Source organism: Streptomyces sp. NBC_00224, from assembly GCF_041435195.1.
GTDB lineage: Bacteria > Actinomycetota > Actinomycetes > Streptomycetales > Streptomycetaceae > Streptomyces.
In genome coordinates this window covers 3,080,083-3,103,137 of record NZ_CP108106.1, presented here as the reverse complement: position 1 = coordinate 3,103,137, position 23,055 = coordinate 3,080,083, and the positions used below count along the sequence as shown (strand labels likewise).

The 23,055-nt window shown below is 71.2% G+C and carries 24 protein-coding genes; 8 read left to right on the top strand and 16 right to left on the bottom strand.

Translation table 11 applies throughout. The annotated features are described in order from the left end of the window. Window positions 1–108 precede the first annotated feature (108 nt). The 4 genes from OG965_RS13845 to glnII all read right to left on the bottom strand — a co-directional run bounded on the left by OG965_RS13845 (window position 109) and on the right by glnII (window position 4,211). Window positions 109–756 carry a LuxR C-terminal-related transcriptional regulator gene (locus tag OG965_RS13845; RefSeq protein WP_371652354.1) on the bottom strand — a complete coding sequence of 216 codons (648 nt, stop codon included), beginning with the start codon at window positions 754–756 and terminating at the stop codon, window positions 109–111. After that, on the bottom strand, window positions 741–2,012 hold the full coding sequence (locus tag OG965_RS13840; RefSeq protein ID WP_371652353.1) for a sensor histidine kinase: 1,272 nt from the start codon (window positions 2,010–2,012) through the stop codon (window positions 741–743). The genes OG965_RS13845 and OG965_RS13840 overlap by 16 nt, the downstream gene beginning before the upstream one ends. A 194-nt stretch (window positions 2,013–2,206) precedes the next feature. Continuing rightward, entirely contained in the window at window positions 2,207–2,794 is a 588-nt protein-coding gene (locus OG965_RS13835; RefSeq protein ID WP_371652352.1) for a winged helix-turn-helix domain-containing protein, read from the bottom strand. 388 nt (window positions 2,795–3,182) lie between these two features. Beyond that, the gene (gene glnII, locus OG965_RS13830) at window positions 3,183–4,211 is read right to left on the bottom strand and encodes a glutamine synthetase (protein ID WP_371652351.1); all 1,029 of its coding nucleotides are present in this window, start codon (window positions 4,209–4,211) and stop codon (window positions 3,183–3,185) included. Between the two features lie 188 nt (window positions 4,212–4,399). On the opposite strand from glnII, the gene OG965_RS13825 reads away from it, so the two are divergent. Further along, complete coding sequence (locus tag OG965_RS13825) at window positions 4,400–5,344, top strand: Gfo/Idh/MocA family protein (protein ID WP_371652350.1); 945 nt, start codon at window positions 4,400–4,402, stop codon at window positions 5,342–5,344. A 16-nt stretch (window positions 5,345–5,360) separates the two neighbouring features. Here the strand turns inward: OG965_RS13825 and OG965_RS13820 are convergent, their stop codons facing one another. Then, window positions 5,361–5,834 (bottom strand): hypothetical protein, encoded by a 474-nt coding sequence (locus OG965_RS13820; RefSeq protein ID WP_371652349.1) that lies wholly within the window; start codon window positions 5,832–5,834, stop codon window positions 5,361–5,363. A gap of 241 nt (window positions 5,835–6,075) precedes the next feature. Here OG965_RS13820 and OG965_RS13815 point away from each other — a divergent pair, with 241 nt between their 5' ends. Further along, window positions 6,076–6,600: a carboxymuconolactone decarboxylase family protein gene (locus OG965_RS13815; RefSeq protein ID WP_371652348.1), complete on the top strand. Its 525-nt coding sequence runs from the start codon at window positions 6,076–6,078 to the stop codon at window positions 6,598–6,600. A gap of 31 nt (window positions 6,601–6,631) precedes the next feature. Here OG965_RS13815 and OG965_RS13810 read toward each other — a convergent pair whose 3' ends face one another. Beyond that, on the bottom strand, window positions 6,632–6,991 hold the full coding sequence (locus OG965_RS13810) for an arsenate reductase family protein (protein WP_371652347.1): 360 nt from the start codon (window positions 6,989–6,991) through the stop codon (window positions 6,632–6,634). 134 nt (window positions 6,992–7,125) lie between these two features. Here OG965_RS13810 and OG965_RS13805 point away from each other — a divergent pair, with 134 nt between their 5' ends. Then, window positions 7,126–7,422, top strand: coding sequence for a hypothetical protein (locus tag OG965_RS13805; protein ID WP_371652346.1), 297 nt, complete (start codon window positions 7,126–7,128; stop codon window positions 7,420–7,422). 55 nt (window positions 7,423–7,477) lie between these two features. Here the strand turns inward: OG965_RS13805 and OG965_RS13800 are convergent, their stop codons facing one another. Next, window positions 7,478–8,746: a phosphatidylserine/phosphatidylglycerophosphate/cardiolipin synthase family protein gene (locus OG965_RS13800; protein WP_371652345.1), complete on the bottom strand. Its 1,269-nt coding sequence runs from the start codon at window positions 8,744–8,746 to the stop codon at window positions 7,478–7,480. A gap of 132 nt (window positions 8,747–8,878) precedes the next feature. Between OG965_RS13800 and OG965_RS13795 the strand changes: the two genes are divergently transcribed. Further along, on the top strand, window positions 8,879–9,577 hold the full coding sequence (locus OG965_RS13795) for a class I SAM-dependent methyltransferase (protein WP_371652344.1): 699 nt from the start codon (window positions 8,879–8,881) through the stop codon (window positions 9,575–9,577). Between the two features lie 32 nt (window positions 9,578–9,609). Here OG965_RS13795 and OG965_RS13790 read toward each other — a convergent pair whose 3' ends face one another. Together OG965_RS13790 and OG965_RS13785 are read right to left on the bottom strand one after the other, a co-directional pair. Beyond that, entirely contained in the window at window positions 9,610–9,873 is a 264-nt protein-coding gene (locus OG965_RS13790; protein ID WP_371652343.1) for a hypothetical protein, read from the bottom strand. Between the two features lie 76 nt (window positions 9,874–9,949). Further along, window positions 9,950–11,359, bottom strand: coding sequence for a hypothetical protein (locus tag OG965_RS13785; protein WP_371652342.1), 1,410 nt, complete (start codon window positions 11,357–11,359; stop codon window positions 9,950–9,952). 286 nt (window positions 11,360–11,645) lie between these two features. Between OG965_RS13785 and OG965_RS13780 the strand changes: the two genes are divergently transcribed. Continuing rightward, on the top strand, window positions 11,646–12,503 hold the full coding sequence (locus OG965_RS13780) for a hypothetical protein (RefSeq protein ID WP_371652341.1): 858 nt from the start codon (window positions 11,646–11,648) through the stop codon (window positions 12,501–12,503). Window positions 12,504–12,585: 82 nt separating this feature from the next. Here the strand turns inward: OG965_RS13780 and glnA are convergent, their stop codons facing one another. Beyond that, entirely contained in the window at window positions 12,586–13,995 is a 1,410-nt protein-coding gene (glnA, locus tag OG965_RS13775; RefSeq protein WP_371652340.1) for a type I glutamate--ammonia ligase, read from the bottom strand. A gap of 242 nt (window positions 13,996–14,237) precedes the next feature. Between glnA and OG965_RS13770 the strand changes: the two genes are divergently transcribed. After that, window positions 14,238–14,705 (top strand): RDD family protein, encoded by a 468-nt coding sequence (locus OG965_RS13770; protein WP_371652339.1) that lies wholly within the window; start codon window positions 14,238–14,240, stop codon window positions 14,703–14,705. A gap of 176 nt (window positions 14,706–14,881) precedes the next feature. Here the strand turns inward: OG965_RS13770 and OG965_RS13765 are convergent, their stop codons facing one another. The 4 genes from OG965_RS13765 to lipB all read right to left on the bottom strand — a co-directional run bounded on the left by OG965_RS13765 (window position 14,882) and on the right by lipB (window position 18,023). Then, window positions 14,882–15,580 carry a DUF4191 domain-containing protein gene (locus tag OG965_RS13765; RefSeq protein ID WP_371652338.1) on the bottom strand — a complete coding sequence of 233 codons (699 nt, stop codon included), beginning with the start codon at window positions 15,578–15,580 and terminating at the stop codon, window positions 14,882–14,884. A 19-nt stretch (window positions 15,581–15,599) separates the two neighbouring features. After that, window positions 15,600–15,803: a hypothetical protein gene (locus OG965_RS13760; RefSeq protein ID WP_371656936.1), complete on the bottom strand. Its 204-nt coding sequence runs from the start codon at window positions 15,801–15,803 to the stop codon at window positions 15,600–15,602. 300 nt (window positions 15,804–16,103) lie between these two features. After that, a complete protein-coding gene (lipA, locus tag OG965_RS13755) occupies window positions 16,104–17,099 on the bottom strand; it encodes a lipoyl synthase (RefSeq protein ID WP_371652337.1) in 996 nt (331 codons plus the stop codon). A 126-nt stretch (window positions 17,100–17,225) separates the two neighbouring features. Further along, a complete protein-coding gene (gene lipB, locus OG965_RS13750; protein WP_371652336.1) occupies window positions 17,226–18,023 on the bottom strand; it encodes a lipoyl(octanoyl) transferase LipB in 798 nt (265 codons plus the stop codon). A 208-nt stretch (window positions 18,024–18,231) separates the two neighbouring features. Here lipB and OG965_RS13745 point away from each other — a divergent pair, with 208 nt between their 5' ends. After that, window positions 18,232–19,698: a regulator gene (locus OG965_RS13745; RefSeq protein ID WP_371652335.1), complete on the top strand. Its 1,467-nt coding sequence runs from the start codon at window positions 18,232–18,234 to the stop codon at window positions 19,696–19,698. A gap of 264 nt (window positions 19,699–19,962) precedes the next feature. On the opposite strand, the gene OG965_RS13740 is transcribed toward OG965_RS13745, so the two are convergent. Beyond that, complete coding sequence (locus OG965_RS13740) at window positions 19,963–21,327, bottom strand: NAD(P)/FAD-dependent oxidoreductase (protein ID WP_371652334.1); 1,365 nt, start codon at window positions 21,325–21,327, stop codon at window positions 19,963–19,965. Window positions 21,328–21,555: 228 nt separating this feature from the next. Then, window positions 21,556–22,446, bottom strand: a complete 891-nt coding sequence (locus OG965_RS13735; RefSeq protein ID WP_371652333.1) for a TIGR01777 family oxidoreductase — start codon at window positions 22,444–22,446, stop codon at window positions 21,556–21,558. An 86-nt stretch (window positions 22,447–22,532) separates the two neighbouring features. Here OG965_RS13735 and OG965_RS13730 point away from each other — a divergent pair, with 86 nt between their 5' ends. Beyond that, entirely contained in the window at window positions 22,533–23,027 is a 495-nt protein-coding gene (locus tag OG965_RS13730; protein ID WP_371652332.1) for an N-acetyltransferase family protein, read from the top strand. The last annotated feature ends 28 nt before the right edge of the window (window positions 23,028–23,055 follow it).

Sequence of the window (23,055 nt, the reverse complement as noted above, 5' to 3'; positions counted from 1 at the left end):
GCAGTCCCTCCCAGCCCCGGCCCACCGCCACCCCCTGAGGGGCGCGGGGAACTGCGCGACCAGCCCACCACGATCCGCAGCCGAGCAGAATCCCCACCCCCGAAGCGGTCACCCTCGCTCCAGATAAGCCAGCACGGCCAGCACCCGCCGGTTGTCGTCGTCCGAGACCGGCAGGCTCAGCTTCGCGAAGATGTTGGAGGTGTGCTTGGCGATGGCGCGCTCGGTGACGGTGAGCTCCTTGGCGATCGCCGCGTTGGAGCGGCCCTGCGCCATCAGCTCCATGACCTCCCGCTCGCGCGGGGTGAGGCCGCCCAGCGGCTCGTCCCGGGACTTGCGCGTCAGGAGCTGCGAGATCACCTGAGGATCCATCGCGGTGCCCCCGCCCGCCACCCGGCGCACCGCGTCCACGAACTGCTCGGCGTCGAAGACCCGGTCCTTGAGGAGGTAGCCGACCCCGCCGTTCCCGTCGGCGAGCAGCTCGCGCGCGTACAGCTGCTCCACGTGCTGGGACAGGACGAGCACCGGCAGCCCCGGCCGGGCCCGCCGGGCGGCCAGCGCGCACTGGAGGCCCTCGTCGGTGTGCGTGGGCGGCAGCCGTACGTCGACGATCGCCACCTCGGGGTCCGACTCGGCCAGCGCCCTGGTCAGTTCGGGCCCGCTCTCGACCGCCGCGACTATCTCGAAGTCGTACGCCTCAAGGAGCCGTACGAGCCCGTCGCGGAGCAGGAAGAGATCTTCGGCTAGGACAACGCGCAAGGAATCTCCATGGTCACCATGGTGGGGCCGCCCACGGGACTGCTGACGGCCAGGACGCCGTCGAATGTACCCAGTCGCCGCTCCAGGCCGCTCAGCCCCGAGCCGCCGCCCACCCGTGCCCCGCCGCGCCCGTTGTCGGTGACCGAGATGCGCAGTGCCCCGCTCGCGTACGAGAGGTCGAGCCAGATCCGGTCGGCCTCGGCGTGCTTGACCGCGTTGGTGAGGACCTCGCTGACCGCGAAGTACGCGGCCGACTCGACCGGTGCCTCGGCGCGCCCGGCCGGCAGCTCCACGTCGACCTCGACCGGCACCGGCAGGCGCAGCGCCAGGGCGCGCACCGCGTCGCCGAGGCCCCGCTCGGCGAGGACCGGCGGGTGGATGCCCCGGACCAGGTCGCGCAGTTCGGTGAGCGCCTCGGCGGACGACTCGCGCGCCTTGGCGAGCAGCGCCTTGGCCTGCGCGGGGTCCTTCTCGATCAGCGCCTCCACGGTGCCCAGGCTCATGCCCATGGCGACGAGCCGGGCCTGCGCCCCGTCGTGCAGGTCGCGCTCGATGCGGCGCAGTTCGGCGGCCGAGGTGTCCACGGCGTCGTGCCGGGTCTCGGTGAGGCGCTCCACCCGCAGCGCGAGCTCCTGCTCCCGGGTCGGCGCCAGGGAGAGCGCGGCGAGCCGGAAGTGGGCGCGGATCAGGGCCGGGTTCACGAAGACGCCGAGGAGGGCGTAGGCGGCGCCGAGGGCGACGGCCATGTTGGCGGTGGACTGCGAGGTGATGTGGAGGAAGGTGAACCACTCGCCGCCGCCCGCCCGGTCGATCGGCTCCCAGACGCCCGCGGCGAGCACGATCCCGTACACGAAGTAGAGCGGCAGCACGGGCGCCAGGATCGCGATGAGGAAGCCCGCCGTCATGTCGGTGAACATCCACTGGAGGTCGCGCCAGGTCGCCGGGTCCTTCAGCAGCAGCCCGCACCGCTCGACCATCCCGGTCACCCCGGACCGCACATCGCGGGGGAGCGGGCGGTAGGGCACGGGGATGGTCACGCCCGCCCACTCCTTCGCCCACACCCGGCGCCGGTTGGCGTGGGCGCGCACCAGCGTCAGGACGTGCGGGGTGGTCAGTACGCCGATGCCGACGGGTATCAGCGCGATGGACACCACGGTCCAGGTGAACAGTGTGATGGAGACGACGACGCCGGACGCCGAGAGCACCGACCCGCGCCGGGCCGCCACCAGGGCGTCCCGTGCCTTTGTCACGATCATCGTCGTCCTCTTCCTCGCATCGCTCTTCCGGGTCCCCAGTCTCGCCGCACCGCCGGGCGCGGTCACGGGGCCGGTCCCCCCAGCCGGGGGTGTACCTACCACCACCCCCTGACCTCCTAGTTTGCCCGGAAAAGGGGGCGCCCCCGGCACGGAGGTCCGTGCCGGGGGCAGCCCGGTGAGCGCGTACGGGCGGATCAGGGCGTGTACTTGTACCCGACCCGCCGCACCGTCTGGATCGCGTGGCGGTGCTGGGTGCCCAGCTTGCGGCGCAGCCGGGCGACGTGGACGTCCACGGTGCGGCCGTCGCCGACGTGGCCGTACCCCCACACCGTGGTCACCAACTGGTCGCGGGTGTGCACCCGCTGAGGGTGCGCCACCAGATGGGCGAGCAGCTCGAATTCGAGGTACGTGAGGTCGAGCACACGCCCGTCGACCTCGGCGGTGCGGCGGACCGTGTCGATGCGCACGAGCGCGTCGCCGCCGGTCGCCGCGTCCGCGCCGGGCTCCTGGGCCACCGGCTCGGGCGCGGCGGCGAGCAGCGGCTGCTGGTCGGCCGGGACGAGCACCAGATAGCCGACCATCGGCGGGCGGCCGGGCAGCGCGGGCAGGGTGTGCTGGGGCGCGGGCAGCCAAGTGGCGCCCGGCGGAAGGAAGTCGGCGACGGTGCCGGTGACGGCCACCTCGTCGCGGTCGACGGCACGGAGTCGATGGCGTCCCAGGGGCACGGGACCGGGGTGGGCGGCGGTCGCAGCGGAGGCGGAGAAGGTATGGGCGTTCGCCATGAGAGGTCAGCTCTTTCGCGCGGAGTCGTCGGCAGGGGACGTACGTCGTTGCGCGCGGGCCGAAGGCCTTCGGGTCAGGGAGGCTTTAGAGGGCCGGCGCGTTCATCGCGCGGCAACACACCCGGTCGAAGTCGTGATCCTGACGAGACGGCCAGAACGGCTCCAGGTCGCTGCGACCTGTCGCGGGGTTCGGGTAGCTGGCCATGTGCCCATTCAACCAGATCCTCCCGCCGCTGAGCAGCGCCCTCCCACAGGCTGATACGGAACCTTGGCACACGGTGACCGGAACTCGCCCTGCCACAATGCCCGGAGGGCGCCCACCCGCGTGTGCGGTGGGCGCCCTCGGGGACGGTTCCTGCGAGCCGGGTCCGGCTCCGGACCTGACGGCTCAGACCTGGCCGGCCTTCTCCAGACCGGTGCAGCAGGTCTCGACGATCAGCCGGGTCACGACGTACGGGTCGACGTTCGCGTTCGGGCGGCGGTCCTCGATGTAGCCCTTCTTGTCCACCTCGACCTGCCACGGGATGCGGACCGAGGCGCCGCGGTTGGAGACACCGTACGAGTACTCGTTCCACGGGGCGGTCTCGTGCAGGCCGGTGAGACGGTCGTCGATGCCCGCGCCGTAGTGCTTGACGTGGTCCATCGGCTTGGAGCCCTCGCCGAGCGACTCGCACGCGGTGATGATCGCGTCGTAACCCTCGCGCATCGCCTTGGTGGAGAAGTTGGTGTGCGCGCCCGCGCCGTTCCAGTCGCCCTTCACCGGCTTCGGGTCGAGCGTGGCCGAGACGTTGAAGTCCTCGGCCGTGCGGTAGAGCAGCCAGCGCGCGATCCACAGCTGGTCGGAGACCTCCAGGGGGCCGACCGGGCCGACCTGGAACTCCCACTGGCCGGGCATGACCTCGGCGTTGATGCCGGAGATGCTCAGACCCGCGGCGAGGCAGTGGTCGAGGTGCTTCTCGACGATCTCGCGGCCGAAGATCTCGTCGGCGCCGACACCGCAGTAGTAGCCGCCCTGCGCGGCCGGGAAGCCGCCGACCGGGAAGCCCAGCGGACGGGCGCCGTCGAAGAACGTGTACTCCTGCTCGATGCCGAAGATCGGCTCCTGCGCGGCGAACCGCTCGGCGAGGGGACGCAGCAGCGCGCGGGTGTTGGACTCGTGCGGGGTGCCGTCGATGTCGAAGACCTCGCACAGGACGAGGACGTTGTCACCGCCGCGGATCGGGTCCGGACAGGAGAAGACCGGCTTCAGCACCCGGTCGGAGGCGTGGCCCTCGGCCTGGTTGGTGGAGGAGCCGTCGAAGCCCCACACCGGCAGCTCGGCGCTGTCGGGCACACCCGCGATGATCTTGGTCTTCGAGCGGAGCTTGGCCGTCGGCTCGGTGCCGTCGATCCAGATGTACTCAGCCTTGAACGTCACGGAAGCCATCCTTTGCGGGAGCTGCTGGTGGTGCGGAAGCCGGTGGGGCGCCGTGCGGGGCGCCGCGGCTGTTGCGGGCAGCCTCACATCCCGGGATTTCCCGTCCGTTGCCCATTTGTGAACCCGGTGTTACTCAGGTTTCTTTCATCGCGCCGATTTTGTTCGCCGTGCTGAGCACACTTGTCCGTATGACCAACGCATCCGGCACCGCAGCCCGCCCCGCACCCCTCCGGATCGGACTCCTCGGCACCGGCCCGTGGGCCGTCGCCGCGCACGCGCCCGCGCTCGCCGCACACCCGGACGTCGAGTTCGCCGGGGTGTGGGGGCGCCGCCCCGAGGCGGCGGCCGCGCTCGCCACCGAGCACTCCGTCCCCGTGTACGGGGACGTGGACGAGCTCTTCGCGGCCTGCGACGCGGTCGCCTTCGCCCTTCCCCCGGACGTCCAGGCGCCGCTCGCGGTACGGGCGGCGGCGGCCGGGTGCCATCTGCTGCTCGACAAGCCGGTCGCCACGGACACCGGCCACGCGCGCGAGGTCGCGGACGCGGCGGAGCGGGCGGGAGTCGCCTCGGTGGTCTTCTTCACCCTGCGCTTCGACCCGGGCCCGGCCGGCTGGATCGAGAGCCGGGCCGCGCTCGACGGCTGGTTCACCGGCCGCGCACACTGGCTCGGAACGCTGTTCACCCCCGGCGCCGCCCCCAGCCCGTACGCCGCCTCGCCCTGGCGCCGGGAGAAGGGCGCGCTCTGGGACGTCGGCCCGCACGCCCTGTCGGTCCTGGTGCCGGTGCTCGGCGAGGTGACGGCGGTGACGGCCGCGCCCGGCCCCGGCGACACGGTCCATCTGATCCTGCGCCATGCCTCGGGCGCCTCCGCCACGGTGACGCTCGGCTTCACGGCGCCCGAGGCCGCGGCGGGCGTGGGCGTGGAGTTCCTGGGCGAGCCCGGCGTGGTGGCGATGCCGGACCCGGGCGGGGCGGCCGGGGCGTTCGCGGCGGCCCTGGACGCGCTGGTGCGTGCCGTACGCGGCGGGGCGCCGCATCCGTGCGACGCGGCGTTCGGGGCGCGGGTGACGGAGGTGCTGGCGGAGGCGGAGCGGCAGCTGGGGAAGGGGGAGCTGGGGAAAGGGGAGCGGTAGCCGGTGCCCGGCCGGGTCATTTGATGACGGCGTTGGCCCCCGCGATGAGCAGCCCGATCGCCGCGTCCGCGCCCCCGATGAACGCGGCGGACCGGCGCCGGTAGCCCTCCCGCAGCGCGGCGAACGTGCCCCAGCCGAACAGCAGCGCCGTGTTGAGGAGCAGCCCGGCGGTGGTGACGTCGCTCTCCGCCCAGCCCGCGAGCCCGGAGACGACGAGCAGCAGCACGGTGGGCATACAGGCGATGATCACCGGCCACTCGTCGGCGAGGGTGACGGCGAGGCGTCGCCAGCGTTGGCTGCCGCCGTTCTGCCGGTGGGACGACATGTGGTGCGCGTAGGCGTGGGCGAGCGCGGCGGTGCCTGCGGTCACCAGGATCCAGGCGGCGTTGTAGTACGGGGTGTACGGCGTGCCCTCGCTGTGCAGCGCCGCGAGCAGCGCGCTGCTCAGCACGGTCCCGTACACGCCGCCGAACAGCCAGTTCTGCTGCATGGGGACTCCCTGCGGGGTGCGTGGGGGAAGCCTCCACGGTAGGCGAGGGTTTCCGGGGGGATCCTCCCCGTTGAGTACCAATTGTTTCGCCCGAAAGTATGACAACGGAACGGGGCGGGGCGGGCTCGGGGGCGTGCTCGGGTCGGCTCGGGGTCGTGCTCGGAGGCCCGGAAATTGACCCACCCTTCCGCCCCGGAAATGCACCTGTGGGCCGGTCGCCCGGCCCCGTAGATTAATGATCATGACGACGACGCAGATCGCCCCGAAGACGACCGACATCAACGAGACCATCGCCCTGGCCGCCGCCCAGAGCCCCGTACGGATCGACTTCGCCAAGGCCAACCCGAAGGCGTTCAAGGCGATCATCGCCATGAACATCGCGGCCACCGAGCACCTCGACCCCGCCCTCGTGGAGCTGGTGCAGATACGGGCCTCGCAGATCAACAACTGCGCGTACTGCCTCCACATGCACGTCAGCGACGCGCACAAGGCGGGCGAGAACCCGGAGCGTCTGCACATGGTGGGCGTGTGGCGCGAGGCGGCGCACTTCTTCACCTCGCAGGAGCGCGCGGCGCTCGCCCTCACCGAGGCGGTGACGCTGATCGCGGACGGCGAGGTGAGCGACGAGGTGTTCGAGGAGGCGGCCGAGGAGTTCAGCGAGCAGGAGCTCGGCGGGCTGCTCGCGCTGATCTTCACGATCAACACGTGGAACCGTCTGAACGTCACCGCGCGGAAGGTGGCGGGGACGGACGAGCGGGTTCGCTAGCGGGTTCGCTAAGGGGGCGGGCTCCCGGGCCTCACCGGGAGAGCGCGTCCCGTACCGCCTCCTCGGTGCGGCCCACCACGGCCGTACCGTCCTCCGCCGTGATGATCGGCCGCTGGATCAGCTTGGGGTGCGCGGCGAGCGCCGCGATCCAGCGGTCGCGCGAGCCGGCCTCGCGCGGCCACTCCTTGAGCCCGAGCTCCTTCGCGTCGGCCTCCTGGGTGCGCGTGATGTCCCACGGTTCGAGGCCGAGCCGCTCCAGCACGGCCCGGATCTCGTCCTCGGACGGTACGTCTTCGAGGTAGCGGCGGACGGTATACGAAGCGCCCTCCGCATCGAGCAGTTCGACGGCGCTGCGGCACTTGGAACAGGCGGGGTTGATCCAGATCTCCATGGGGGACAAGGTACCGCCGATACGGCTGTGACCTGCTCAAAGACCGTACGGCCAGCGACGGTTGTCAGCGGCGATTGTCAGTGGTGGGCAGTAAAATTGAGGCAGTTCGTGAGGGTTCCCGACTGCCCAGGAGGATGCCCATGGCCGCTGCCGTACTGACTTCGCGTGTCCCGCAACAGCTGTCCCTGATGTCCCTGACGTCCCTGAAAAAGGTGCCGCTTCCCGCCGGGCGTCCGCGTGCGTGGTACGAGACGCACAACAGGCGCCTCAAGGCGATGCGCCTGGCCATCGCGCTGCTCGACACGGGTGTGTACCAGCCGGAGCACGCGCCCGACCGCAAGATACGGAGCACGGCGGAGCTGATCGGAGTGCACCCGCCGTCCGACACGACGTGCCGGATGGTCCGGGCGCTGATCCGCTCCGGCCGCTGACGAGCGAGTGCCGCGCCCCTTCACAGACCGGGGGCGCGGCACCCCGTCCATGAGCTCAGCAGGTCGCCGGGGCCCCGTTGGCGGGCTGGTGCGTGGTCGCGGCGCGCAGCTGGTTGAAGTTGGCCACGTACGCGTCGAACACGGCACTGTCCTCCAGCTGGAGCATGGTCTCGTCGCTCTGCCGCAGCGAGTTCCCACTCCAGTTGTGACTGCCGGTCCACAGGACCTTGCGGTCGGGGGAGCCGTAGTAATTGCCCTCCACCAACAGGTACTTGTCGTGGATCCAGGTGGAGTCGGCCTGACAGTAGTACTTGGTGATGACCCCGCCGTACACACTGGAGGTCTTCTTGAGCAGCGTCTCAAGGGACTGCTTCTCCAGCGCGCTGTCCGGGTTGTACGTCTCGGACACCTCGACGTAGCACCCCTGCGCGTCGAGCTCGGCGAGCCGGTCGGCGAGGTAGGGGCGGCTGAAGATGGTCATGCCGACCCGGATGCGGGTGCGGTGGTTGTCGGTCGTGCCGTACTTGGAGTTGCCGAAGCACTGCACGTTGTCGAGCACCGTGGCGACGGTGTCCTCGGACGGGTCGTTGTAGGGCGAGCCGTTGCTCTCGGCACGCGGATAGAAGTGTGCCTTGGCGTTGCCGGAGGCGACGGGGGGCCGACCGCTGCTGTAGTAGTCGTTGTTGGCGCGCCGGGCTCGCAGATCGTCGAAATACCCGTCATAGGCGTGGTAGATCCCGTCGTTGCCGGTGAGGACCAAGGCGTTGTTCCACCCCTTGGTCCCGTCCCGTCCGACGTGCAGATTGGCGGAGGACTGGACGACGACGTTCGGGGTGGAGCCGGTCTGCGAGAGCAGCAGGAACTTGTTGTGGTTGATGGCGTCGACGGTCCCGAGCGCCCGCGTACCGACACACCCGCGCCCGGCCCCGCAGCTCATCACCCACGACCCCTTGGCCGTGTCCCCACCGAGCTCGGCCAGCAGGCTCTTGTACGGGGCCATGCCCACGGCCTTCTCGTCGAAGACCGCCTGCACGTCGACGCCCCGCTGATGGGCGGCGATCAGCGCGTCGGGCAGGGCCGGGTCGTCGGCATAGAACATGGCCAGCCGTATCCGCGCCCCGGCCGGCGCCCCCGCGACGAGCTCCACCTGCCGCGCGACTACGGCCTGCTGCTCGGCGGCGGTCCCGGTGGGGTTGTTGAAGACGGCCTCGGTCTTGAGGGGGGCGGGGGCGTCGGCGGCGGCTGTGCCGGCTTGGGCGGTGAGGGCGGACGCGAGGACGACGGCGGCCAGGGCGGCGGTGCGGAGCGCGGGGCGGGGGCGCAAGGGGGTTCCTCTCGGGCGTGATGGGACACGATCGGATTCGATCAGGACGTAATCTGACCGGAGAGCGCCCGATCTTGCCAAGAAGGGGTGGGGAAGGTCGAGTTCGCAAGGACAACGCCCAAGGAGAAGCACATGCCGACGACCTCCTCCCCCTCTTCCACTCCTCCGCCCGCGGACCGGGACACCCAGACGGGGTACTGGGACGCGGCGGCGGGCCAGAAGGTCTTCACGCACCCCTTGTACGCGCCCTGGCTGGCGGACGTGGACCGGCAGACGGCGGTCCTCGACTACGGCTGCGGATACGGCCGTACGATGGCCGACCTCACTCAGCGGGGCTTCACGAACCTGACGGGCGCGGACACATCTCCCGGCATGATCGCGGAAGCGCGCACCCGCCACCCGGCCCTGCGCTTCGTCACCCTCGACGCCCCACCGACGCTGCCGCTCCCCGCCGAGAGCGCCGACATGGTCCTCCTCTTCGCGGTCCTGACCTGTGTCCCCGACGACGCTGCGCAGCACGCCCTGATCGCCGAACTGGCCCGCGTACTGAAGCCCGGTGGCACGCTCTACATCAGCGACTACGTCCTCCAGTCGGACCCCCGCAACCGCGCCCGCTACGACGAGTACGCGGCGACCCACGGCCCCTCGTCCCCGTACGGAGTCTTCGAGACGACCGACGGCGCCACATGCCGCCACCACCCGGAACCCTGGTTCACAACTCTCCTCGCTCCTGCCTTCGACCCCCCTCTGACCCGCCACATCACGGTGACGACGATGAACGGGCACACGTCGACGGGGATTCAGCTACTGGCGCGGAAACGGGTCGGGTGAAGGCGGCAGACCACGGCAGGCTGTTGACCGGATCAGGCCTCGTCCCGCCCTGCTTCGGGCTCTCCGGTCGTGCGGGCCCTGCTGCTGGGGTCGACCGAAGGTGTGTCCGGGTTTGTCACTCCTGCCGGGTGATCCCGAAAGCCGGGTTCGGTGCCACCGCTCAGTTCGTGCCGCAGTTGCCGCCACGCCCGGATGATCTGTGGCAGCCGCGACAGCACCTCGCTGATCTGCGTCAGCAGTAGTGTGACGCAACCGAACGCGGCGAGGATGACGAGGGTTACTTCGTCCCACTTCACAGCGCGGCCTCCGCCCACTGCTTGGCCGGGGCGCGACCCCATTGCGAGTGCCCGGTCTCTGACAAAGGTCTGCCGCTCATGCCTGGCGGCAAATCCAGTCGAGGGCGTCTGCCCCCAGCCGGTCGGGCGCTTCGAGCAGCGCGGCCTCCACCGCCGCGAGGTCTGTCAGCGCCTCGGGTGCGCCCGACCGGTCCAGGGCGGCGAGACGCTCCATGACCGAGGCGATGGCGCCGGGCCAGCCCGGCATACCGAAGTGGTCGGGAGCCTTCATCGCGGCCGAAGCCGCTCTATGCAGCAGCCCCGCATGCCATCCCTGTTCACGCATCACTTCCGCGGTGAACCAGACCCGGTCGTTGACCTGCTGTACGAACTCGGCCACGGATTCGGGCACCGTCCGCAGCGCGAAGCGCGAGCCACCGGCCCACGGAAGGTCCACGTCCGAGGCTACGGTGACGAACGCGAGCAACACCCCGGGCCCGTCGTCCCGCGCGGCCATCAGCGCCGCGCGGGCCCTTCGGTACAGATCGACGCTCTGCGCGAAGATCTCCCCGTCGGTCGGCCCATCGTCGGCCGCGTGGATCACGTCCAGTGGCCCCTCGCGCCAGGCGTCGGCTACCAGGCCGACCGCCGCCGCGCTCACCAGCACGTCCGTGTCGTCCGCGTCGACGCCGAAGTGGGCCAGGACAGCAAGGGCGTGCTCCTCGATGTCCGGCAGTGGGGGACGCTTCTCCTCCGCCTCGGTCCTCCCCAAGAGGGACGCGAGTCGCGGGGAAGGAGGTTCGGGCTCCGGCTTCTCCACGGTGATTCCGTGCTGTGCCAGATCCTCGAAGACGGCGTCCGGCCCGCAGTCGATGTCCGAGGAGTCGTGGCGGCCCGAGCAGCCTTCCGGGCACTCGAACTCCTCGCACATCTCCGGTTCCTCGGGCTGCGCCTCGTTGATCAGGTGGTAGGCGAGCCGCTCCGCCACCGCCTCCCGCGCCGTGATCATGGCCAGGTCGAGCCGGAAGGCCTCGTCCTTCAGCTCCGAGTCCTCACGATCCAAAGAAGCGGGTGGGTCCGGCGTGTCGGGGACCCAGGCGTACGCGGACTCCAGCGAGACCAGCAGCCAGGCGACGCGCAGTGCCTCCGCATCGCCGCCCCGGGCCAGCCCGGCCACGGCCTCGGCGGCCTGCCGCACGCTGTCGAGCCGGGCGAGATGCCGTTCACGTAGCGGCATCCAGGCCGCGGACTCCGCTCGGGCCCGCTCGGCGTCGTGGGCCAGCGCGGTATCGCGGGCCCGCCGTGCCCGGGTGATCAAGCGGGTCAGACAGGGGCGGCAGCCGAACAGCCCGGACGTCGGTGTCGGACCGAGCGGTATGGCAGCGAGCTCCTCACCGAACGGCTTGTCGCACAGACAGCAATCCAAGCCGCCCACTTGCCGAGACGTGGGCATGCTGGGCAGCGCGGCGGCGCGGATCGTGTCGTGGGCGTAGGCGGGGATGTGCATGCGCGGCAACTCCTTGGACGAGGGCGCTCTGTCGGCGCCTTCTCCATGCTCACCTCGCCGGTCGGCCGCGAGTCACGGTTTGGCGGGCGGACCGGCGAACTTGACGAATACTGACTCGCCCGTGGCCTGCGGCTTCTACCGTGTTGGCGGAACTTGACACCCCGAGGATGGAGGAATCCTGTTGTCCACTTCCGGCGTCCCGCCCAAACCCGTTGGCCCGCACGGGGAGTTGGTCGAAGCGATGCAGGAACTGCACCGCGCGGCAGGCCGGTTGAGCTTCCGGAAGGTGAGCACGCTCATCCGCAGCCGCGAGGACCGGCTGTCGGCGGCCAGCCATGAGAGTGTTCGCTCCGCCGTCAACGGGATACGGGTGCCGCGCTGGGAAACCGTCCACGACATCGTTTTGGTCCTGGCCGGGCAGTGCAGCCCGCCCCGGGACGAGGAGTCCGAGGCAGCCAGGTTCCTGCCGCTGTGGCGCGCGATCGGTGAAGGGGAGTCCGGCGCGCTGAAGTCGTTCCAGGAGCTCGTCAACGGCGGCTGGGGAGGTGAGGACGGCAAGTGGACGCCGGAACTGGTCATGGGGGCGATACTCAACCCGTTCAACGCCATCGAGATCCACCCGTCGCTGGCCGTTCCGCACGAGCCGCTGGTGTCGGAGGACGACTGGGTCCGGCTGATGGTGAAGCAGATGGAGGAGCAGGGAGCCGAACACACGCTGCGAGTCCTGCTGCACGTGCTGAAGGGTGACTACGTCGGGGCGGAGGAGGGCGCGCCGTACGGCTACCACCATCCCGGCCGGGAGGCCATGGAGGCGTACGCGGCCTTCCAGTACGGCTGCCAGGAGATTCTGCGGCGCCTTGACCGCGAGCCGAATCTCCTCGCGGAGTCGATCCGTGCCATGCGTGCCGACGAGGCGATGGACCGGGAAGACCGGGCGGAGATGCTGGAGAACGAGTCGGATCTGAGCCTGATGCGCGAGGTGATGATCGTGACTCCCGACACCTGGGACGAGGTGTCGGAGGAGGCGCATCACATGGTCTTCGGCTACCTGATCAAACAGATCAGTCCGGTGGGCCCGCTCGGACTTCCCGACGCCGAACGGTTCCGGATCATCTGGCGCATTCCCGAGTCGCCTGCGGCGTAGCCTGCTCGCTTCCCGTCCGGGGCGTCACGGCGAAGGCCGCCACCCCGGAGCGGGGTGGCGGCCTTCGTACGGAATCCGCGGCTTAGATGTCGAAGTAAAGCTCGAACTCGTGCGGGTGCGGGCGCAGCTGGATCGGGGCGATTTCCGCCGTGCGCTTGTAGTCGATCCACGTCTCGATCAGGTCGGACGTGAAGACGCCGCCCGCCTGGAGGTACTCGTTGTCGGCCTCCAGGGCCTCCAGTACCGCCGGGAGGGAGGTCGGGACCTGGGGGACGCCCGCGTGCTCCTCGGGGGCGAGCTCGTAGAGGTCCTTGTCGATCGGCTCGGCCGGCTCGATCTTGTTCTTGATGCCGTCGAGGCCCGCGAGGAGGAGGGCCGAGAACGCCAGGTACGGGTTCGAGGACGGGTCCGGGGCGCGGAACTCGACGCGCTTCGCCTTCGGGTTCGAGCCCGTGATCGGGATGCGCATCGCGGCGGAGCGGTTGCGCTGCGAGTACACCAGGTTGACCGGGGCCTCGAAGCCGGGGACCAGGCGGTGGTAGGAGTTCACCGTCGGGTTGGTGAAGGCGAGCAGCGACGGGGCGTGCTTGAGGATGCCGCCGATGTAGTAGCGGGCGGTGTCCGACAGGCCCGCGTAGCCCTGCTCGTCGTAGAAGAGCGGCTCGCCGGCGGTCCACAGGGACTGGTGCACGTGCATGCCCGAGCCGTTGTCGCCGAAGATCGGCTTCGGCATGAAGGTCGCGGTCTTGCCGTTGCGCCACGCGACGTTCTTCACGATGTACTTGAAGAGCATCAGGTCGTCGGCCGCGGCCAGCAGCGTGTTGAACTTGTAGTTGATCTCCGCCTGGCCGGCCGTGCCCACCTCGTGGTGCTGGCGCTCGACCTGGAGGCCGGACTTCTCCAGCTCCAGGGAGATCTCGGCACGCAGGTCGGCGAAGTGGTCGACCGGCGGGGCCGGGAAGTAGCCGCCCTTGTAGCGGACCTTGTAGCCGCGGTTGTCCTCGACCGCACCGGTGTTCCAGGCGCCGGCCTCGGAGTCGATGTGGTAGAAGCCCTCGTTCGCGGCGGTGCTGAAGCGCACGCTGTCGAAGACGTAGAACTCGGCCTCGGGGCCGAAGTACGCGGTGTCCGCGATGCCGGTCGACGCGAGGTAGGCCTCGGCCTTCTTGGCGATGTTGCGCGGGTCGCGGCTGTACTGCTCACCCGTGATCGGGTCGTGGATGAAGAAGTTGATGTTCAGCGTCTTGTCGCGGCGGAAGGGGTCCAGGCGCGCGGTCGACAGGTCGGCGCGCAGCGCCATGTCGGACTCGTGGATGGCCTGGAAGCCACGGATCGACGAGCCGTCGAAGGCGAGCTCCTCGGACGGGTCGAACGCCGTCGCCGGAATCGTGAAGTGCTGCATCACGCCGGGAAGATCGCAGAACCGGACGTCGACCATCTTGACGTCGTTGTCCGCGATGTACTTCTTGGCGTCGTCGGCGTTCTGGAACATCCAACTCCTCCTACTCCCGTCCGGGGGAGACGGGGTTGTAGCTCGTGGTGCGGCCAGTGCGGTGGCACACGCTGGACCTGACCATAGGCAGGCGGGATTTCTCAAGCGTGACCCGTTTGTTTCGCCCAAGTTAACCGGGGCCGGGGTAGGCGGCACATCAAGACCCGTATAAATAGGATAAATGCGGCCCTCCCGGCCATCCCGGGGGCGGGGCCCCGAACACCGGCCGGTACCGTGGAAGCGTGGACAACAGGCAAGCAATCGGATCGTGGCTCTCCGGGCCCCGCGCGGCGGCCGAGGAGATGGGCGTCGACTTCGGTTACCGGGGCGAGCAGCTCGGTCTGCCGGAGGAGGGGCCGGGCGCCATCGCCCCCCTGGGTCGGCGCTTCGGCGCCATCTTCATCGACTGGTCGGTGAGCGCCCTGATCGCATACGGGCTCCTCGCGCACCGCACCCTCCACCTCACCAACAACTGGGCGCTCGTCGTCTTCCTGGTGATGAGCATCCTGACCGTCGGCACGGTCGGCTTCACCCCCGGCAAGCGCATCCTGGGCCTGCGCCTGATCGCCGAGGGCGGCGGCCGCCTCGGCTTCTTCCGGTCCCTGCTCCGCAGCGTGCTGCTGTGCCTCGCCATCCCGGCCCTGGTCTGGGACCGCGACGGCCGAGGCCTCCACGACCGCCTGGCGCGCGCGATCCAGGTCCGGATCTAGTTCCCGTACGTACGGGAAGGGGCGCCCCAGAGGGGCGCGGGGCTGTCACATTGTGCGGCTCCGCCGCGTGGGCGCGACCAGCCACGCACGGCCCGCGCCCGAACGCGTACGCACGGGAAAGGGCGGCCCGGACCTCTCGGTCCGGGCCGCCCTTTCCCGTACATGCACGTAAGTGCTTAGCGCGCCTTCCCGCCGCGCGGCATCCGCATCCCCTTGGGCATCGGCCCCTTGGGAAGCGGCATGTTGCTCATCAGGTCGCCCATCGCGCGCAGCCGGTCGTTGGCCGCGGTGACCTGCGGCCCCGCCAGGACGCGCGGGAGCTTCAGCAGCGTGGTGCGGAGCTTCTTCAAGGGCACCTGGCCCTCTCCGTCGCCGACCATCACGTCGTGGACGGGTACGTCCACCACGATCCGCGCCATCTTCTTCTTCTCGGCCGCCAGCAGCGACTTCACCCGGTTCGGGTTGCCCTCGGCCACCAGCACGATGCCGGCCTTGCCGACCGCCCGGTGCACGACGTCCTGGCTGCGGTTCATCGCCACCGCCGGGGTCGTCGTCCAGCCGCGGCCGATGTTCTGGAGCACCGCGGCCGCGGCCCCCGGCTGTCCTTCCATCTGCCCGAAGGCAGCGCGCTCGGCACGGCGTCCGAAGACGATCGCCATGGCGAGGAAGGCCAGCAGGAAGCCGAGAATGCCCAGGTAGATGGGGTGACCGATCCAGAACCCGAACGCGAGGAAGACACCGAAGGTGACGATTCCCACTGCCGCGACGACGAGACCGACCTTCGAGTCGGCCTTGCGGGTCATCTTGTAGGTCAGGGCGATCTGCTTCAGTCGCCCGGGGTTCGCAGTAGTGTCTGCGTTTTCCTTCCTCGCCATGAACTGAAGTTTACGTGGCCTAGGACCGACGGCTAGCCACGGCCTCCAGTACATGCTGCGCCTCGGTCCGGTCCTTGGCCCGACGGCGGTCCTCCAGGACCGCGGTCCAGGCGTTACGGCGGGCCGTGCGCTGGCCGGCGCCCATCAGGAAGGTCTCCATGGCGCGCAGTGCGTCGGTGACGGACGGGAGCGCGGTGGCGCGTACGGTCGTCGCGGACTGCATCATGAGGTCCTCCCCAGGACGGGAACCGATACGGAACGGAACGGGGCGTGCGCGCGGGCTCACGCTCGGGGGCGTGCGCGGTGCGTGAATCCAGCGTCACTGACTGGTGTTACCAGGGCGTGTCCGAACGGTCAAACACCAATGAAACCTTGACGCGCCCCGGTGAAACGCTGACGCGGCCCGTACACACCTCCTACCTGCGAAGGGTGTACGAGCCGCGTCGAATCGGCCGCTACTGGCCGGTAGTGTCTTGTGCGTGAATTCACACGCGGTGCGCGCGGGCGAATCGGTCGCGGACGGTCACACGCCGACGGCGGTGCCCTCCGTCGAAGCCGTCGAGATCGTCGAAGCCGTCGCGCCCCGGCGCTCCATGGCCTGCTGGAAGAGCCGGCCCGCGCGGTACGAGGAGCGGACCAGCGGGCCCGACATCACACCGGAGAAGCCGATCTCGTCGGCCTCCTCCTTGAGCTCCACGAACTCCTGCGGCTTCACCCAGCGCTCCACCGGGTGGTGGCGCAGCGACGGCCGCAGGTACTGCGTGATGGTGATCAGCTCGCAGCCCGCGTCGTGCAGGTGCTGGAGCGCCTCGCTGACCTCCTCGCGGGTCTCGCCCATGCCGAGGATCAGGTTCGACTTGGTCACCAGGCCGAAGTCGCGGGCCTGGGTGATGACGTCGAGCGAGCGCTCGTAGCGGAAGCCGGGGCGGATCCGCTTGAAGATCCGGGGCACCGTCTCGACGTTGTGCGCGAAGACCTCGGGGCGGGACGAGAAGACCTCGGCCAGCTGCTCGGGCACCGCGTTGAAGTCGGGGGCGAGCAGTTCGACCTTGGTGCGGCCGTCGGCGCGGTCCGCCGTCTGCGCGTGGATCTGGCGCACGGTCTCCGCGTACAGCCAGGCTCCGCCGTCCGCCAGGTCGTCGCGGGCGACGCCGGTGATCGTGGCGTAGTTCAGGTCCATGGTGACCACGGACTCGCCCACACGGCGGGGCTCGTCACGGTCGAGCGCCTCGGGCTTGCCCGTGTCGATCTGGCAGAAGTCGCAGCGCCGGGTGCACTGGTCGCCGCCGATGAGGAAGGTCGCCTCGCGGTCCTCCCAGCACTCGAAGATGTTGGGACAGCCCGCCTCCTGGCAGACCGTGTGCAGCCCCTCGCTCTTCACCAGGGCCTGCATCTTGGTGTACTCGGGGCCCATCTTCGCCCGGGTCTTGATCCACTCGGGCTTGCGCTCGATGGGGGTCTGGCTGTTCCGGACCTCCAGGCGCAGCATCTTGCGTCCGTCGGGTGCGACTGCGGACACGACGTGCTCCCTATGACTTCGATTCTTCGGCGGACACCAGGGTACGCCCGTTATTTGCGTGGCATTACGTCTGGCCAACCCACGGCCAAGGGGGCGCATTCCCGTACCGGGGGCGCCCGGGGCGTACTAGGCGGTAGCGCGCTCGATCTCCCTGGGCGCCAGTTCCGCGTGTTCCAGGATGTCCTTGAGGTGCTTCTCGACGACCGGCAGGACGTCGGCGATCGTGATCTCGCGGCCCAGTTCGTACGAGAGCGAGGTCACACCCGCGTCGCGGATGCCGCACGGCACGATCCTGTCGAACCAGGTGTTGTCCGGGTTCACGTTCAGCGCGAAGCCGTGCATGGTCACGCCCTTGGCGACGCGGATGCCGATCGCGGCGAGCTTGCGGTCCTCGCGGCGCTGGCCCGCGTTGGAGGGCGCGTACTCCGGGCCGTTCAGACGCGGGTCGAACTCGTCGTCGGTGAGCCGGGGGTCGAAGTCGAGGGAGAGCCCGGCGGGCTTGGGGCGCTGCTCCACCGGGTCGCCGAGCACCCACACCCCGCTGCGGCCCTCGACCCGGGTGGTCTCCAGGCCGAAGTCGGCGGCGGTGCGGATCAGCGCCTCCTCCAGGCGGCGCACGTGCGCGACCACGTCCACCGGGCGCGGCAGCTTCTGGATCGGGTAGCCGACCAGCTGGCCCGGGCCGTGCCAGGTGATCTTGCCGCCCCGGTCCACGTCCACGACCGGAGTGCCGTCCAGGGGGCGCTCGCTGGGGTCCGTGCGCCGGCCCGCCGTGTAGACCGGCGGGTGCTCCAGGAGCAGGCAGGTGTCCGGGATCTCGTCGGCGAACCGGGCCGCGTGCACCCGCCGCTGCTCGTCCCAGGCCTCCTGGTACTCGACCGCGTCGTCGCCGAAACCCAGTCGGACAAATCGCAGCTCGTTCACGCCCGGCTCCTCACCCAGTGCATACATGCGCCTCAGCCACTGTACGACCGCGTTCGACGGCAGCGTGCGGCGGGCAGAAACGGCACCTCCTCACACGATCGGATGAATGCGGGGCGAAGGCGGCGGTCAGGGCGGTATTGACCGCTAAATTCCCCCCGTTCCATGAGGGCTGCCCGCTTGGCCCGGAAGGCAGGAGATCGCACAGCTGATGACGGAACGACCCGCGCAGCGCACGCCCAACCGCCAGCTCGCCGCGCTCATCGCGGAGGCCGGGTTCTCCAACGCGGGCCTCGCGCGCCGTGTGGACCAGCTCGGCCTGGAGCACGGACTGGATCTGCGGTACGACAAGACGTCGGTGACCAGGTGGCTGCGCGGGCAGCAGCCACGCGGCACCACGCCCGCGCTGATCGCCGAGGTGTTCACCCGGCGCCTGGGGCGCAGACTCTCGGCACAGGACCTGGGGCTCGACGCTTGCGCGCCGGTGTACGCCGGTCTGGAGTTCGCGGCGACCCCGGAGGAGGCCGTCGACATCGTCAGCGGTCTGTGGCGCAAGGACTCAGGGAGCCACATCGAACTTCGCAAGATCGCGTTCACCCCGGCCGGGCTGGTGGTGCCCAGCAGGGACTGGTTGATCGGGCGGGCCGACGAACGTGTCGGCCACGGCGACCCGTCCCCGCGCTTCTCGGGCGAGGCGGCCGCCGCCGGGCCGCGCATCCCCAGCCAGGGCCGCCCGGGCGTGCCCCGGCAGCGCACCTCGGACCGGGGCCCCGGACAGCGGGTGACCAGCGGCGACATCGCGGCCCTTCGCTCGGTCGGGGAGCTCTTCCGCACCCTGGACCACGCCTACGGCGGCGGCCACGCGCGCCAGGCCCTGGTGCGCTATCTGGAGCACGAGGCCGAGCCGATGCTGCGTGGCAGCTACGGCGAGAACATCGGCCGCAGGCTCTTCGCGGCGGCTGCCGACCTCACCCGCCTCGCGGGCTGGACCTCGTACGACATCGCGGCGCACGGTCTGGCGCAGCGGTACTTCGTCCAGGCGCTGCGGCTCGCGCAGGCGGCGGGCGACCGGGCGTACGGGTCGTATGTGCTGGTCACGATGAGCCGCCAGGCCGTCTACCTCGGCCACGGCCGGGAGGCGGTGCAGCTGGCGCGGGTCGCCCAGCAGGGCGTCGGCTCCTCGGCGCCGCCGGTGGTGCAGGCGCTGCTGCACTCCGTGGAGGCGCGCGGGCACGGGGTGCTCGGCGAGATCCGGGCGTGCACGGCCTCGCTGGTGCGGGCGGAACGGGCGATGGAGGCGGCCCGGCCGGGCGACGACGTGCCGCACTGGGCGCGGTTCTTCGACGACGCGCAGCTTGCGGACGAGTTCGGCCACTGCCACCGCGACCTCCAGCAGTACCGGGCGGCCGCGCAGCACGCCGAGCGCTCCCTCCAGCTGCGCGCCCCCGCGTACGCCCGCTCACGGCTCTTCTGCCGGGTGGTCCTGGCCTGCGCCCGGCTCGGCCTGGGCGAGCTCGACCAGGCCTGTGCGCTGGCCGCGGAGGCTGCGCAGCAGGCGAGTGAGATGCGGTCGGTCCGGGCGACGGAGTATGTGCGGGACTTCGAGCGCCGCCTGGAGCCGTACCGGGACGCGGCGGCGGTACGGACGTATCGCGACCGGGTGGCTGCGCTCGGGTAGGTGGTGGGGCGCCCACGGGGCGGGTGCGTTGCTGTTGCCTCGCGGCCGCCCCGTGTGGGTGGCTGGTCGCGCAGTTCCCCGCGCCCCTAAACCCTCTTGCGTCTGCGGACCGTGCTGGGTTGCTCGCGTCAGTTCCCCGCGCCCCTAGGAATGCCGCTGTGCGGCAACTTCCTGGGCGCCCCGAAGGGGCGCATTCAGGGGCGCGGGGAACTGCGCGACCAGCCGTCGACGGTCCGCAGACGAACCACCGCAGGCGGAAGCGGGTCAGGCCGCGGGCCGGATTGCCGAGGGAGCCTGGGACGCCGTGCGCAACCCCAGGTCCGCCAGGATCGCGTGTGCGGCCCTGCGGCCCGAGTACAGGGCGCCCTGGACGGTGCTGGTGTCGCGGTGGTCCCCGCAGACGTACAGGCCGGCCAGGAGGCGCACCGGGCGGCGTATGTCATGGGGCGCGGGCATCGCCGGGACCGCCTCCGGGGTGTGCCGGACGGCGAGCAGGTCCCAGCCGGCCGTCGACGTCCCGTACAGCCGGGCCAGATGCGCCAGGACCGAGGCCTCCAGGTCCGGCGGCGGGGGCCCGAGCACGGTGGAGCTGACGAGCGCCCGGCCGTGCGGCGCGCGCGCCGGGTCGACCTCGCTCATCACCACCGTGTGCGCCACCGGGCCGCTCCTGTCCGCGTCGAGCAGCAGCGCGGGTTCGGCCAGCGGGGGCGCGGGGGCGGTGTGGTGGACCACCGTCACCGGGTGGAACGGCGGCACCCGGAGTCCGGGCAGCAGCTCGGCGGCGGCGCGCGCGTCCGTGGCGAGCAGCAGCGAGCGGCAGCCGAGGACGCCGTGGTCGGCGGTGGTCACGGAGGTCGTGGCGACCGAGGTGACCTTCACACCGGTACGGACCGTGCCGGGCGGCAGCGCGGCCGCGAGCAGCTCCGGCAGCACCGAGGCGCCCCCCGACGGCACGCACAGCCGGCCGCGCGCGAAGCCGCGCAGGGCGAGGTCGGCGCAGCGGCTGGAGGTGGTGAGGTCGGGGTCGCAGAGGAGCGCGGAGAGCAGGGGGCGTACGAACCCGTCCAGGGTGCGGGCGGGCAGACCGCGGGTCTGCAGGGCTGCCCCGATGGGCAGTTCGGGCCGGGCGAGCAGCCGCTCGACGGGGGTCGCGGCGAGGCGGGCGAGCGACGCGCCGAGCCGGGCCTGGTCGAGCGCGCCGCCGAGCGGGGTCGGGGCGCCGCGGGAGCCGCCCCGCGCGGAGCTCCTCGGCACGCCCCTGGGGCCTCCCCGGGGGGCGCTCGCCAGGGCGCGCGCTGCGGCGAGTGCGCCCCGCGCGCTCCGTGGCACGCCCGCCCGGTAATGGCGGCCCGCGCTGTGGACGAGCACCCCGGGCGCGAACGCGCTCAGGGCCAGGCCGTCCAGGCCGGGCGTGCGCATCAGCTCCGGATACGAGGTGGAGAGCAGCTGGCCGATCCGGTCGAGGCGGAAGCCGTCGAGGTGCTCGGTGGACATGCGCCCGCCCACCTCCCCGGCGGCCTCCAGAACCATGACCGTGACCCCCGCGCCGGTCAGCTGATGAGCCGCTGACAGGCCGGCGAGCCCGGCCCCCACGATGACGACGTCCGCATGGTGTGCGGTGCTGAGCACGTGCCCCTCCCTGAGGTCGGCGCGGATTGGTGGAGGCCTCATGCCCCCAACCGGCCCACGAAATGCAGGAGTTCGGAGAGAGAGTAGAAAGCGCGGTCGAATCCGCGACTCGCGCACGCGACCGGGCACGGAGGCACGCGCCCGCATGCCGTGCGCCGGTGCTGTTCCGGACGGGCGACAGGTAGGGGCCGCTGCCGCCGTCCTGCCCCTACCGCTACCGCGCCACCCCTACCGCGCCACCGCCCCGATCGCCTCGTCGATCCCCGGGAAGGCGAACCGGAAGCCCGAGTCCAGGAGGCGGCGGGGGAGGACCCGTTGGCTGCCCAGGACGTCCTCCGCGAACTCGCCAAGGGCCAGCCGGATCGCCGGGGCCGGGACCGGGAAGAGCGCCGGGCGGTGCAGGGCGCGGGCCATCGCCGCCGTCACCTCGCGGTTGGTGACCGGCTCAGGGGCCGTCAGGTTCACCGGGCCGGACAGCTCGGGGGTGTCGAGCAGGTGCCGCAGCGCCGCGATGTGGTCGTGCTGGGAGATGAACGACCAGTACTGGCGGCCGCTGCCCAGCCGCCCGCCGAGCCCCGCCCGGAAGATCGGGAAGAGCCTGCCCCAGGCGCCGCCCTCGCGGGCCACCACCAGACCGGTGCGCGCGAACACCGTACGGACGCCCGCCTCCTGCGCCGGGGCCGCCGCCTCCTCCCACTCCACGCAGACCCCCGCCAGGAAGCCGTCGCCGGGCGGCGCCTCCTCGTCCACCGCGCGCGTGCCCGTATCGCCGTAGTAGCCGATCGCCGTGCCGCACACCAGCACCTTCGGCGGCACGTCGAGCGAGGCCAGGGCCTCGGCGAGGGCGGCCGTGCCGAGCACCCGGCTGTCGCGGATCTCCTTCTTGTACGCGGCGGTCCACCGGTGGTCCCCGACCCCGGCACCGGCCAGATGGACCACGGCCTCGCACCCGGCGAGCCCGGCCGTGTCCACATACTGCCGCTTCGGGTCCCACTCGACCTCGTCGCCGGCCCGCGCCGGGCGCCGCACCAGCCGGACGAGGTCGTGCCCGTCCGCCCGCAGTGACTGCGCGAGCGCCGTGCCGATGAGCCCCGTCGAGCCCGTGATCGCGATCCGCATGCCGCCTTCTCCCGATGGTGGAGGGTGCCCCGCTCCGGGGCGGAAACCATGCTTCCGTACCGGCCCCCCGATGGCACAGTGGCCCCATGCCCGATCCGCACATACGCCCCGCCCGTCACATCGACGAAGCCGCCCTCGCCGAGCTCGACCGCGACGTCTGGTCGCCGGTGCACTCCGTCCAGCCCCGGCCCGAGCCGCCGTTCGCGCCGTTCTTCGACCCCGCCAACCCGCCCGCGTACTACCTCGTGGCCGAGCTCGACGGCCGGGTGGCCGGATATCTGCGTCTGGTCCGGGCCACCCGGCTCGACTGCAACAACCACGTACGCCAGATCCAGGGCCTGGCCGTCGCCGACCGCGCCCGGGGCAAGGGCGTGGCCCGCGCCCTGCTGCGCGCTGCCATGGACGAGTCGAGGCGCCAGGGCGCCCGGCGGCTGACCCTGCGCGTCCTGGGCCACAACACGCCCGCCCGGGGGCTCTACGAGTCGGAGGGCTTCGCCGTCGAGGGCGTTCTGCCCGGAGAGTTCCTGCTGGACGGGGAGTACGTGGACGACGTGCTGATGGGGCGCTCGCTCACCGAGTGACGTAGAACAGGAGATAGCAGCAGAAACC

Bases quoted from the DNA above. Each gene is read 5' to 3' on its own strand.
- OG965_RS13795 (WP_371652344.1), top strand. From the start codon at position 8,879: ATGCCGACGACCTCCTCCCCCTCTTCCACTCCTCCGCCCGCGGACCGG.
- OG965_RS13805 (WP_371652346.1), top strand. From the start codon at position 7,126: ATGCCCATGGCCGCTGCCGTACTGACTTCGCGTGTCCCGCAACAGCTG.
- OG965_RS13760 (WP_371656936.1), bottom strand. From the start codon at position 15,803: ATGCAGTCCGCGACGACCGTACGCGCCACCGCGCTCCCGTCCGTCACC.
- OG965_RS13745 (WP_371652335.1), top strand. From the start codon at position 18,232: ATGACGGAACGACCCGCGCAGCGCACGCCCAACCGCCAGCTCGCCGCG.
- OG965_RS13785 (WP_371652342.1), bottom strand. From the start codon at position 11,359: ATGCACATCCCCGCCTACGCCCACGACACGATCCGCGCCGCCGCGCTG.
- OG965_RS13835 (WP_371652352.1), bottom strand. From the start codon at position 2,794: ATGGCGAACGCCCATACCTTCTCCGCCTCCGCTGCGACCGCCGCCCAC.
- OG965_RS13820 (WP_371652349.1), bottom strand. From the start codon at position 5,834: ATGCAGCAGAACTGGCTGTTCGGCGGCGTGTACGGGACCGTGCTGAGC.
- OG965_RS13735 (WP_371652333.1), bottom strand. From the start codon at position 22,446: ATGCGGATCGCGATCACGGGCTCGACGGGGCTCATCGGCACGGCGCTC.
- OG965_RS13730 (WP_371652332.1), top strand. From the start codon at position 22,533: ATGCCCGATCCGCACATACGCCCCGCCCGTCACATCGACGAAGCCGCC.
- OG965_RS13815 (WP_371652348.1), top strand. From the start codon at position 6,076: ATGACGACGACGCAGATCGCCCCGAAGACGACCGACATCAACGAGACC.
- glnA (WP_371652340.1), bottom strand. From the start codon at position 13,995: ATGTTCCAGAACGCCGACGACGCCAAGAAGTACATCGCGGACAACGAC.
- OG965_RS13810 (WP_371652347.1), bottom strand. From the start codon at position 6,991: ATGGAGATCTGGATCAACCCCGCCTGTTCCAAGTGCCGCAGCGCCGTC.
- OG965_RS13765 (WP_371652338.1), bottom strand. From the start codon at position 15,580: ATGGCGAGGAAGGAAAACGCAGACACTACTGCGAACCCCGGGCGACTG.
- OG965_RS13840 (WP_371652353.1), bottom strand. From the start codon at position 2,012: ATGATCGTGACAAAGGCACGGGACGCCCTGGTGGCGGCCCGGCGCGGG.
- OG965_RS13825 (WP_371652350.1), top strand. From the start codon at position 4,400: ATGACCAACGCATCCGGCACCGCAGCCCGCCCCGCACCCCTCCGGATC.